At 57.6% G+C, this 10,846-nt stretch carries 10 protein-coding genes, 3 pseudogenes and 1 riboswitch; of the genes and pseudogenes, 10 read left to right on the top strand and 3 right to left on the bottom strand.

All coding sequences use genetic code 11. The annotated features are described in order from the left end of the window. The coding region (map, locus tag BV911_RS17720; RefSeq protein WP_256388277.1) for a type I methionyl aminopeptidase at positions 1-795 on the top strand (795 nt) is incomplete at its 5' end. A gap of 251 nt (positions 796-1,046) precedes the next feature. Here map and BV911_RS17715 read toward each other — a convergent pair. After that, the gene (locus tag BV911_RS17715; protein WP_168184130.1) at positions 1,047-1,355 is read right to left on the bottom strand and encodes a hypothetical protein; all 309 of its coding nucleotides are present in this window, start codon (positions 1,353-1,355) and stop codon (positions 1,047-1,049) included. Here BV911_RS17715 and BV911_RS17710 point away from each other — a divergent pair. Next, positions 1,313-1,708, top strand: a pseudogene (locus tag BV911_RS17710) (DDE-type integrase/transposase/recombinase); the annotation flags it as partial. The gene BV911_RS17715 and the pseudogene BV911_RS17710 sit on opposite strands and share 43 nt — an antisense overlap. 64 nt (positions 1,709-1,772) lie before the next feature. On the opposite strand, the gene BV911_RS17705 reads toward BV911_RS17710, so the two are convergent. Next, entirely contained in the window at positions 1,773-2,207 is a 435-nt protein-coding gene (locus tag BV911_RS17705; RefSeq protein WP_086054903.1) for a 6,7-dimethyl-8-ribityllumazine synthase, read from the bottom strand. Positions 2,208-2,280: 73 nt separating this feature from the next. Continuing rightward, positions 2,281-2,426, bottom strand: a riboswitch (FMN riboswitch). Positions 2,427-2,889: 463 nt separating this feature from the next. On the opposite strand from BV911_RS17705, the gene BV911_RS17700 reads away from it, so the two are divergent. From BV911_RS17700 to BV911_RS17670, 7 genes are all read left to right on the top strand, one after another. Continuing rightward, the gene (locus tag BV911_RS17700; protein ID WP_240512348.1) at positions 2,890-3,858 is read left to right on the top strand and encodes an ATP-binding protein; all 969 of its coding nucleotides are present in this window, start codon (positions 2,890-2,892) and stop codon (positions 3,856-3,858) included. A 631-nt stretch (positions 3,859-4,489) separates the two neighbouring features. Further along, on the top strand, positions 4,490-5,611 hold the full coding sequence (locus BV911_RS17695) for a GTP-binding protein (RefSeq protein WP_371588335.1): 1,122 nt from the start codon (positions 4,490-4,492) through the stop codon (positions 5,609-5,611). Positions 5,612-5,620: 9 nt separating this feature from the next. Then, entirely contained in the window at positions 5,621-6,829 is a 1,209-nt protein-coding gene (locus BV911_RS17690; RefSeq protein WP_086054901.1) for a GTP-binding protein, read from the top strand. Further along, positions 6,826-7,032, top strand: a complete 207-nt coding sequence (locus BV911_RS17685) for a hypothetical protein (protein ID WP_086054900.1) — start codon at positions 6,826-6,828, stop codon at positions 7,030-7,032. Before BV911_RS17690 ends, BV911_RS17685 begins: the two co-directional genes overlap by 4 nt. Then, on the top strand, positions 7,029-7,295 hold the full coding sequence (locus BV911_RS17680; RefSeq protein ID WP_086054899.1) for a DUF6525 family protein: 267 nt from the start codon (positions 7,029-7,031) through the stop codon (positions 7,293-7,295). The genes BV911_RS17685 and BV911_RS17680 overlap by 4 nt, the downstream gene beginning before the upstream one ends. A gap of 20 nt (positions 7,296-7,315) precedes the next feature. Beyond that, positions 7,316-7,744 carry a hypothetical protein gene (locus tag BV911_RS17675; RefSeq protein WP_205963896.1) on the top strand — a complete coding sequence of 143 codons (429 nt, stop codon included), beginning with the start codon at positions 7,316-7,318 and terminating at the stop codon, positions 7,742-7,744. Between the two features lie 254 nt (positions 7,745-7,998). Continuing rightward, positions 7,999-9,939 carry a TonB-dependent receptor domain-containing protein gene (locus BV911_RS17670; protein WP_086054898.1) on the top strand — a complete coding sequence of 647 codons (1,941 nt, stop codon included), beginning with the start codon at positions 7,999-8,001 and terminating at the stop codon, positions 9,937-9,939. Positions 9,940-10,069: 130 nt separating this feature from the next. On the opposite strand, the pseudogene BV911_RS17665 reads toward BV911_RS17670, so the two are convergent. Then, positions 10,070-10,396 (bottom strand): annotated as a pseudogene (locus BV911_RS17665) (DDE-type integrase/transposase/recombinase); the annotation flags it as partial. A gap of 248 nt (positions 10,397-10,644) precedes the next feature. On the opposite strand from BV911_RS17665, the pseudogene BV911_RS19850 reads away from it, so the two are divergent. Next, positions 10,645-10,846: pseudogene (locus tag BV911_RS19850) on the top strand (transposase); the annotation flags it as partial.

The following is a 10,846-nucleotide window of genomic DNA, read 5'->3' as shown; positions in this document are numbered from 1 at the left end:
CGGCGCGCGCACATTCACGGACATGTTCGACGCAATCGCCGACATTTGCGACCTATACTCAACCGACGAATGCTGGAACTACTTCACGGCTGCCGGATATGTCGCAGGTTAAAGGCGGGACGCTTTAAGTCGATCGAGCCTGGCATCACCACGCGCGAACTCGACGAGATTGGCCGCGCGTTGTTGGATCTTGAGGGGGCGGTGTCGGCTCCTCAGTCAGTGTACGACTTTCCCGGCGCGACTTGCATTAGCGTAAACGAGGAAATCGCTCATGGCATTCCCGGCGAGCGTGTCATCGTTGCCGGAGATCTGGTCAATATTGACGTATCTGCGTCGAAGAATGGCTTTTTCGCTGACAACGGCGCGACATTTCGGGTTGGAACGGTGAAGCCGTCGCTGGAACGCCTATGCAAGGATGGCAAACGTGCCATGGAAATTGGCATCAATCAGGTCGGCAGTAACAGGCCAATCTCCGGCATTGGCAAAGCCGTCGGAAAGTTCGCGGCGGATCGCGGCTATACTCTGATTCAGAATCTGGCGAGTCACGGTGTGGGTCGATCGCTCCACGAATATCCTGATGAGATCGCAACCTGGCCCACGCGCGGGGATAAGCGGCGGATCAACAAAGGGCTGGTGTTGACCGTCGAACCATTCCTGTCCAAAGGCGGCCTCTGGGCAACTGATGGAGAGGATGGGTGGACGCTTTACAGCGAGCCGGCTGCGCCTGTCGTCCAGTTTGAACATACGGTTGTCGCGACGGATCGTGGGGCGATTGTCGTTACCCTGCCAGGATGATCTCGGTGTTTGCCGGCGAATGAAGCAGGTACGGCGCTGAGCGGACATTGGCCTTCCGATCAGATGCCGCGTTGCAGCTTCACCAGACCGGCGATTCATGCATTTTGTAGAGTTTTCGTAGATCGAACTACGGCAGAGCGGACAATTCGGCCGTTCGTATCCGGTCTTTTCGGCTGCGGTCCTGAAAGCGTCGCCATATCGGAGCAATTTTTGGCTTGTTCGATTTCCCGAGCTTACCGCGCAAGTGTAAATTAATCCGCGCGTTCGGCGTCGTGGATCGTGGCGTAGACGACGAGCGGCACGATGATCAGACTGAAGACAATAGTTATGAGTGCCTTGAGTAATATCGCGTCCGCGGGCGTCAGCATGCCGTCTCCGATCGATGGCAGGACCAGCGAAAGCGGCAGAGCGAACACCAAAGCACAGAGCAAAGCCACAATGATCGACCGCAGCGTAATGGAGCGGGGCAGCCAGCGCGAAACAAGATTGCAGCGCATGGTCTGGCGGATTTCGCGTCCTAGACATTCTCGTGCAAACGCGACGAAACGCGAAGGCAGCATAGCGGTTTCTCCAAAGGTTGATCACCCAGTTCGGTGCGCCGAGGACCGTGATCACCGACAAACTGCGCAGCTACATTGAGCCGATCAAACCCCTGGCGCCGGACCCTGATCACCGCGCCCATGAGGGATTGAATAACGCCATCGAAGGCTCGCACAGGACCACCCGGAAGCGAGAGAAGATATTCGGCCAGTTCAAGTCTCACCGACAGGCCCACAGATTTCTGTCCGCAGGCGACCCGATCAACCTGATCTTCCGTCTTCGCCGTTACAGACTCACCGCAACATCGTACCGCCAGCCCCGTGGCGACGCGTTCAGCCTCTTGGCCGATTACACTGCCGACATGGCGGCGTGATCGGCCGATCACTCCAACCTTAAAAGCTTGAAACACCAACTTGGCGATGCCTTCATAGGACATCCTAGGCTGCGATAGTTTCCAACATAGTTTTGACCCGCAAGGCCGCGTCACCGGCTTCACGCCCTTTCAAAATGAAATGTTCACGGTAGATGTTCACGTGATGCTTAGTTTCCTGAAAATTGTGCGGCGTCAGTGAGATTGAAAGAATGGGAGTATCCGTTTCCAAACTCGCCTGCATCAAACCGTTCACAACGGATTGAGCGACAAAATCGTGCCGGTAAATCCCACCATCCACGACAAGAGCTGCGGCTGCGACCGCATGATACTTTCCGGTTCGGGCCAGCCTGCGTGCAAGCAGCGGCATCTCAAACGCCCCCGGAACATCGAAGACGTCTATCTGATCGGCTGGGATTACTTCCTTGAAACCGATCAATGCCTGATCAACAATTTCTGAATGCCAGTTGGCTTTGATAAAGGCGTATCGGGTGGGTGTCATCATGATCTCCTTTGTCGCGACACTTCACCCAAGGCGATCACGCGCGTGCGGCATCGCAAGATGCGAGCCGCATGCACATTCTCTTTCATCCGGACTTTAACCGTCGGCTCAGGATTTAAACCTGATCTGCTGGACCCTTCTTTGAAGAAGGCGCTCGCGGGCTTGCAACTGGTGCTGCTTACCGCCGGTGGGGAATTCCGCCCCGCCCTGAGAATAATGGCAAAATTACAGATCCCTTTTGGGACGCACAAGAAGAGATTGAACCGTCATTTTTCCGTGCCGCCGCTGTTCGGCTGAAAGAATGCTGCACCCTGTCCGAACGGCAAGATTGGTGCCCCGCATCGCGGCGTCCCGCGTCACGATCAACGACGGGACTGGGGGCCGCCTGCGCCGCTGATAAGATGCAGAAGGGGGGGGCCGGTGACCCCGGCGCCGTGATCGATCTGACGAGCCGGTAGCCGTCATTCACCTCGATACCGGTTGGCCCTTAGTGCCGCACGAAGATAATATGTTGGCAATTTTCGTCGTCAATCCGGAGCTTTTTTCCAGCTCTGTCAATCGGTTGCTTGACCAATTTCGAAAACGGCTCTAAGAGATCAACCGCCGATCCAGTCGGCCGTAGGCGTTAACGTCAACCAACGCGCCAATAGCGGGTAAAAACCCGCCGGACTAGGCGCATGCGGTGACGAACGCTCTTTCTCCTCTTCAACATAACTGTTGTCTGTTCGCGGATGACCGGAGCAATACCATGCCAATTTCAAAGCAGTCGGCTGCGTGGGCCGACCAAATTCCTGCGTCCCAACCACATGATCACCTCTCGATCCTTCTGCGCATCGCCGATGCACTTGATCGGATTGCCCCCAAGCCTTTGGAGCATGCGGACCTTCTGACGTTTCCTGGATATGCTTGGGATGGAGCAGAAGGCAGCCTCGATCCCGTCCCTGAAATCGATCATGTCCCGCTGTCCGCTCTGGTGGGCATCGAGCCGCAGAAAGAGGCGGTGCTTTCGAACTTGCGCGGGTTCATTGCGGGCGTTCAGGCCAACCACATGCTGCTATGGGGGGCACGCGGGACCGGGAAAAGCTCGCTCACCAAAGCGGTCCACGCTCAGTTGACAAAAGAGGCACGAGGCCGGCTTGCCTTGGTAGAGGTCCCCCGGGAGCATATCGGCACCTTGGGCAAGCTTCTGCAGCAGCTAGCCACCATAGATCGTTGTTTCCTGCTCTTCTGCGATGACCTTTCGTTTGATGAAGGCGACGCCGGGTACAAGAGCTTGAAGGCCATTCTGGACGGCGGCATTCGTGGCTGCCCGAAAAACATCCTTCTTGCCGTCACGTCCAACCGACGCCATCTGCTCCGCCGTGACATGATTGAGAACGAACGCTCAACTGCGATCCATGCCAGCGAGGCCGTTGAGGAAAAGGTGTCGCTTGCCGACCGGTTCGGGCTTAGCCTCGGCTTCTACAACGCATCTGCAGACGACTACATGGCAATGGTGAAAGGCCATCTGGGTGAGCTGGCGAGCAGCATGGATGAAGAAGAGCTTGCCCTCGAGGCGGATAATTGGGCGCGACAACGCGGTGCCCGATCCGGGCGGGTGGCGGTTCAGTTTGCCCGGCATGTCGCCACTCAACAGGCGCATTTGCCGTAATGCACAGCCGCATCCTGTCCGCGCCACGGATTGTGGCTACGCGGGGCGTGAGTGCCTGCTGGGAACCTGTCCGTTTGTCGGCCAATCGATCTGGTCGGCATAAAGCGATTTGCATCCAGCGCGATCGTCATCACCCCACCGACACGTGGCATCTGGATGAGGTCGTCGTCCAGATGCGTCGCAAGACCCATGGGAGGTGGCACGCGTTTTCGCCGTCCTCGATATACTTGTGCAAACACGCAGAAAGGGAAAGACCGACCCGCAAGCGAGGACAGATAGTCGGCCGGTTCGGGCTCAGCGACAGGCCTAAAGGTTTCTAACGGCGCACGACCAAGTCAACGTGATCGTCCCCCCGCATTGCTACAGACTTCCCGCAACATCATACCGTCACGCTTGAGCTGATGCGTTCAGCCTCTAGTCCGATTACACCGCCGAAATGGCGGCGTGATTTGCCGTTCACTCCAACTGTGAAAGCTTGAGGAAACATCTTGGCGATGCCCGGTGGCGGCATCCAGATCAGCGACCTATCCTGAGCGGAATTCGCTGGGTCGATACAGCCAGCCACCTTGTTCCATCTCGGACTTGTCATTCTTACGGTACTAATGTTATGTCATAACATAACAACTATCCAATGATTGGAATCGACGCCGCAATGGGAAGTCCCGTTTCATCAACCGATACCCGCCTGCCTGTCACTTTGCTGACAGGCTTTCTCGGCGCAGGAAAAACGACGCTTCTCAACACGTTTTTGCGGGCGACAACTGGACCCAGGGTCGCCGTCATTGTGAACGAGTTCGGTGACGCTGGCCTGGATCATGATTTAATTGAGGTGGGGGATGAAGAAATCGTCTTGATGCAATCGGGTTGCCTGTGCTGTTCTGTTCGGGGCGATTTGACACGCACGATGGCCGACCTGATCGACCGCAGGCAAGCTGGGCTGATCGATTTCGAGCGTGTGATCATCGAAACGTCGGGTCTGGCCGACCCCGGCCCGATCCTGCAAACCCTGCTGGTCGATCCTTATCTTGCACGCAACATGCGCATGGATGGTGTCGTGACTGTCGCGGACGCCGCCATGGGGCCGGATACGCTCGACCGGCAGTTCGAGGCGGTATCGCAGGTTGCGATGGCGGATCTGCTGGTGCTCAGCAAGACCGATCTCGTCCCGGCAGCGACGGCAAAGGTGTTCGAGGCGCGTCTGGGTGCGCTGAATCCAACGGCACGCATCCTGCACGCAAACCGGGGGCACCTTCCGGTTGACGCCCTGTGGGACCTGAGCGGCCTGCGGCCTGCTGCGACGCCGGAGCAGACAATGAGGTGGCTGACCCCCCAAGAACCCGCTCTCTCGGTCGACGCATTCGCAAATCTGTCAGGCATGGTTCCGACCCGATCCCCCATAGGCCCGACATTGTCGGCCCATGACGCGCGGATCGGGTCCGCCTCCGTCATTCTGGACAAACCTATTCCCGGGGTCGCCTTCGACCTCTGGCTTGACACTCTGATCGCATTGCGCGGGCCAAACATCCTGCGCGTGAAGGGCATCGTGTTTATCGAAGGGCTTGCCATGCCCTTCGTCTTTCACGGCGTGCAACATGTGTTCGATCCGCCGTTGCCCATGCGGGATTGGCCAGGCGGCGACCGACGGTCCCGCATCGTCGTGATCGCCCGCGACATGACCCGCCCTGAACTTGTGCGCAGTCTCGACTTGTTGCGCGCGTTTGCTCCGAAATCAACCGACGCTCTTCCATTCTGAGGAACCTAAATGAAACACCAAAAACTGCCCGTCACGGTCCTCTCTGGCTTTCTGGGTGCCGGGAAGACCACATTGATGAACCGCGTGTTGAACAACCGTGATGGCCGCCGGGTGGCCGTGATCGTCAACGATATGTCCGAGGTCAACATTGATGCTGACCTCGTGCGGGCCGAAACCGACCTCAGCCGCACCGAGGAAACATTGGTGGAAATGTCGAATGGCTGCATCTGCTGCACGCTGCGCGATGATCTGTTGGTGGAGGTCCGCCGTCTTGCCGCGGAGGGTCGGTTCGACACACTTTTGATCGAGTCGACCGGTATTTCCGAGCCGCTTCCCGTCGCCGCCACATTCGACTTTCGCGATGCGGACGGTCAAAGCCTGTCGGACGTCGCCCGCCTCGACACAATGGTGACAGTCGTGGATGCGGTGAACCTGATGGGGGACTATTCCAGCCACGATTTCTTGCGCGACCGGGGCGATAGGGCGGGCGAGGGGGACGAGCGAACGCTGGTGGACCTGCTGGTCGAGCAGATCGAGTTCGCAGATGTCGTCGTCCTCAACAAGGTCGCGGACGCAACGCTGGACCAAGTCGATGCCGCGCGGAAAATCATTCGCAGTCTGAATGCCGATGCCCGCATCATAGAGACGTCGCATTCGGACGTGCCCGCCGAGGCGATCCTTGACACCGGACTTTTCGATTTTGACAGAGCGCACGAGCATCCAATGTGGGCGAAGGAGCTTTATGGCTTCGCCGACCATGTGCCTGAGACCGAAGAATACGGCGTCGCCTCTTATGTCTACCGCGCGCGGCGGCCCTTCGTACCGGAGGCCATTCATAAGGTTCTGACCAGCGATCTTCCGGGCGTGATCCGGGCCAAGGGGCACTTTTGGACGGCAACGCGCCCTGACTGGGTCGCGGAGTTTAGTCTGGCAGGCGCCCTGTCTTCGGTCAAACCGCTGGGAAACTGGTGGGCCACAGTCCCGCGTGAGCGTTGGCCCGACAATGAGAGCGGCAAGGCCTATCTTGCCGCACACTGGCAGGAGCCGTGGGGCGACCGCCGGCAGGAAATTGTATTCATCGGGACCGGCATCCACTGGGACGCACTGAAGGCCCGGCTGGATGCTGCCCTGTTGCCCGAAGAATTGGCAACCACCGTGGACGCATTGCCGGACCTTTCCGATCCGTTTCCTAATTGGCGGCGGGCGCAACCTGCATGACCCTGCAAACCTCGCACATCGCGGTCACACCCCCGGGCATCGCCGTCTGCGACAGGCCCGGAGGCTGTGTGGCGATCAGGGCCCCCGAATTCCAAGCGTGGCTCGCGACCAAGGCACCTGCCGCCATGGCCGCTGACGGTACCGGCGAGACGCGGCTGGTTTTCGTGCTTGATCCAATCTTTGATCCGGACGCTGTGGCATGACGCGCAATCTTGGTGCGACGTCGCTGAAGCGGCGTCGCCGGGCCGTTGATCCGATGACGGCCTATGACTCCCTGCCGCCAGTGCTGCGCCGCTGGCTGGCCGAGGCTTCCTTGCCATGGTCGCCGACCTCGTGCCGCCGCATCTGGCTTGATGCGCGGGCAAAGGGCGAAGCCGAGGCCGAGGCAATCGCGCGCCTTGACCGTGCCGAGCGCAGGACGCTCGCGCGCGACCGCTCTTCCAGTCCCTATTCTGCTGACCATTGACCACATCGAAAGGAAAGAATGTGAACAAGCCCGGATTCTCCAGCGCCGTGCTCGGCGCCGTCGCGGCAATCGCCGCCCCCGCGTGGGCGGACGACGAAGCCACCGCTTGGCGTCTCTTCGTGGCAGACCATACGTCGCCCACGACCACAGCTATCGACCTCGATGATCCTGAACAACGCTGGAACTTTGATGTGGCAGGCCCTGCCAAACTGTACCCGGCGGCATCCGAAGCCCTCGTCATCGCCGTTCAGTCCGACAATGAGCGGGTCGAGTTCCCAAGCCGCGGCTTGTCCCTTAACAGCCACGGCGACCATTTCGGAAGTTCCATCGCCTCTGCAGTGCCGGTGGCCGAGGATGCCGCGCCGCCCCGTGTCGGGATCGGCAGCTTCGCAGCTGATGGCACCGCTGTGGGCGAGATGCAAATCTGCACGGTAGTGATAGCCTCCTGATGGGTTCAATCCTCAACCCCTAACAGGGACAGATCAGGGGATGTCCATTCCATCACTACCGTTTGGACAGTGGCCGCAAGAAACGCGTGATCATTATCGCCATCGCGCCCCATCAGCCACGTTCGTTTATGTGACCAAGCCATAATACCTGATAGAAATAGTTTACAATGATTGCATGTCACCAATATTTATCTTAGTCCAGCGTCAGCCACGGTCATGCCCGAGCCAATCCCCATAAACTCATTAGGTTCGACATGGCGCAGACAGCGAAAAAAACACTGATTCACCTTCTCTCTTGTACCGCACTTCTGCCGGTCTCATGGGCTTACGCGCAGGAACAGCCGTTCTCCCTTGATCCGATTGATGTTCAGTTGGAAGATCCCAACGGTGCCGCGGCCGATCGGGAAAGTTCGATCTATGTGGCGGACGCGGAACTTGAAAGTGCGCGCCTTGGCGATCTTCAGGATGTCTTTGCCGGAATAGCATCCGTGTCTGTCGGCGGGGGTATTCCAGTGGGTCAAAAAATGTACGTCAATGGCGTCGACATGTTGAGCCTTGGGGTCACGATCGATGGCATCACCCAGAACAACCGCGCTTTTCATCACGTAACTGCAAACGCAATCGATCCTGGCCTGCTTAAGGCGGTGCGTGTTGACGCAGGTGTCGCGGGCGCTGATGCGGGTGCCTTCGCCTTGGCGGGCGCAGTGCTCTTTGAGACGATCGATGCGGGCGACATTTTGCAGGATGGGGATAACTTTGGCGGGAACCTGCGCTTTGGCTTTTCAAGCAACGGGAACACGACACAGACCGCAATTACCATGGCCGGCCGCGAGGGGCCCGTCGAGGGGCTGCTTTATGCCAAGCGTGCAGACGGAAGCGATTATAAAACCGGTGGTGGTGAAACGATCGACGGGTCTGCGGCCGATCTCAGCAGCTATTTGGCAAAAGCTGCGGTCGAAACTTTGGAAGGTCATCGGCTCGAATTTACCGGAATGCAACTTACGGATGATTCTCAGCGCCAATACCGGGCGAATTTCGGCGGGATTGTCGGCCAGGATCTGGAGACTCGCCGCTACGACACCACCCGGACGACATATGGCCTGACCTACGAAAACACCCTCGCCTATGGACTGTGGGACCCCTATCTGAATATCGGCTTTTCGGAAAGCTTGGTGGATGTCCCCGATCCCTATGAAAGCGAAGGCACCAGCAACACAGTTTCCGGGACGGCAAAGAATACGTTCCACTTCAACACCGTCGACACGATCGTTGTCGGCGTCGATTTTCAGAACAGCCTAGGCAGGTACGAAGGGCCCGGCGAAAAATACGAGGAGAAGTCTCGTGATGTCGGCGTGTTCGCACAAGCACGTCTGTCTCCCATTGACACCTTGCGTCTGTCTGCGGGCCTCCGGGCGGATTGGCAGGAATTTGACGGAATCGGGAATTACACAACCGATAATGAAGGCCTCAGCGGAAACGTCTCGGTTGCCTATGATTTTTTGCCGGGCTTCACCGTGAATGCGGGTTATTCGAATGTATTTGGCGGCATCGATATCGAGGATAACTACATCTATCTGCCGAGTTGGACGTATGATGAGTTGGAGGCATCTCGGGCGGAAAATGCTGTGGCTGGCCTTACATGGTCAAACGGCGCGCTGACCTTGGGTGCGGAAATATTCAAGACAGAGATAAAAAATGCACGCTCAGCGACCGGAAACTTCAACTTTGAAAGCGAAGGCTACAATCTCAGTGGCGGCTTTGGTTGGGGCTTTGGAAGCTTCGCACGCATGACGTATTCTGACACGAACGCGAAAGTGGATGGGGAGACGGCCACCAGCTATGATGTTCTGGATTTCGGCGCTCCACTTGGACAAGTTATTGCGCTGGAAGTTCAGCACAACATTCCGGCTTGGAACATGCTGGTTGGGGGGTCGGTTCAGGCGGCGCTGGACTATGACAACGCATCGCAAACCGAGGCCGAGGATGATATCGAAATTGACGGCTACACCAATGTTAACATTTTCGCCGAATATGTACCGCAAAACTGGGATGCGCTGACCCTTCGCTTCGAAGTCACCAACCTGTTTGATGAAGACTATGCTGATCGGGCGTCTTATGGTGGGGACTACGCATCAGTGATCCCGTTCAATGAACCAGGACGATCTTTCGACGTGACGGCAGTCATACGGTTCTAGGGTGGCCAGTTAAAGCGGTTTTCCTTTGATCCGAGTCGATTGGGATTTCTATTCAGTCTTGTTCGAGGTGACGGATGGGTAGTGTCGCAATCTTTTAGCCAGCCCGATAGCGGCCGTACCCCGGACGCACTTACGCTGCGAGCGCCGCAAACTGCGGCGTTCCGGTGAGGCCGTTGGAGCCGAATTGTTCCTTCCAGATCATGTGAGCCGTCTCGATTCCAGCGATCGTGGCGGCCGCAGAATGGAACGCTTTGAACCCTTGCAAGGGGCCGGTTTCTCGCTTGATGAACCGATGATCGTGCTCGACGATGGTGTTGGGGTCTTTGACCTGCAGGGCTTTACTTATCTTTCCGGTGCCGGTGGATTTCAGGATAACGTTGATGCGCTGCAGGCCAGCGAGATTGGCACCGCTTTTATCGATGACGACCCGGTCTGGTACGCCGTTTGTGATGATAGCCCACTGTGGAACGTCAGGAACCTTTGACTTAATCGTATCCGAAAATCCGAGAAAACAGAATTTTCACATCATTCAATTCTGACCTAGTCTGCGAGGCTGCCGTTCGTGCGTCCCTCAGCCAACCCTATCGCGATGCAAAAGACGTCAAATATAGATTCGGAAATTCCTTAGAGCGTTTCTGGAAAACCCTGAATCGGTGGTTTCAATAGGGTCGTGTTTGTGATTCATCGTATTTTGGAGGACGGATCATGTCAGCACCTTTGCCATCTGCGCTTCGGGCGCGGTTTAAGAGTTACATTGAAGAAGGGTTAAGCGGACGTGCAGCGGCTTTGCGTCTGAAACTTTCGCCCGCGACGGGCGCGCGTTGGGCGCGGCAGGTCAGGACGACAGGGCACGCCTCGCCTGCACCCCAGGGATGTCCGCCGGGGCGTGGCAAGCTGGAACCGTACC

The sequence above is a fragment of the Pseudoruegeria sp. SK021 genome (genome assembly GCF_002119405.1).
Lineage (GTDB): Bacteria > Pseudomonadota > Alphaproteobacteria > Rhodobacterales > Rhodobacteraceae > Meridianimarinicoccus.
The sequence above is the reverse complement of the archived record's forward strand: the minus strand, read 5'-3'. Positions and strand labels throughout refer to the sequence as shown.

Excerpts from the sequence above, each read along its gene's own strand:
- BV911_RS17680 (WP_086054899.1), top strand. The coding sequence starts at position 7,029 with ATGACGCGCAATCTTGGTGCGACGTCGCTGAAGCGGCGTCGCCGGGCC.
- BV911_RS17690 (WP_086054901.1), top strand. The coding sequence starts at position 5,621 with ATGAAACACCAAAAACTGCCCGTCACGGTCCTCTCTGGCTTTCTGGGT.
- BV911_RS17695 (WP_371588335.1), top strand. The coding sequence starts at position 4,490 with ATGATTGGAATCGACGCCGCAATGGGAAGTCCCGTTTCATCAACCGAT.
- BV911_RS17705 (WP_086054903.1), bottom strand. The coding sequence starts at position 2,207 with ATGACACCCACCCGATACGCCTTTATCAAAGCCAACTGGCATTCAGAA.
- BV911_RS17685 (WP_086054900.1), top strand. The coding sequence starts at position 6,826 with ATGACCCTGCAAACCTCGCACATCGCGGTCACACCCCCGGGCATCGCC.
- BV911_RS17670 (WP_086054898.1), top strand. The coding sequence starts at position 7,999 with ATGGCGCAGACAGCGAAAAAAACACTGATTCACCTTCTCTCTTGTACC.
- BV911_RS17715 (WP_168184130.1), bottom strand. The coding sequence starts at position 1,355 with ATGCTGCCTTCGCGTTTCGTCGCGTTTGCACGAGAATGTCTAGGACGC.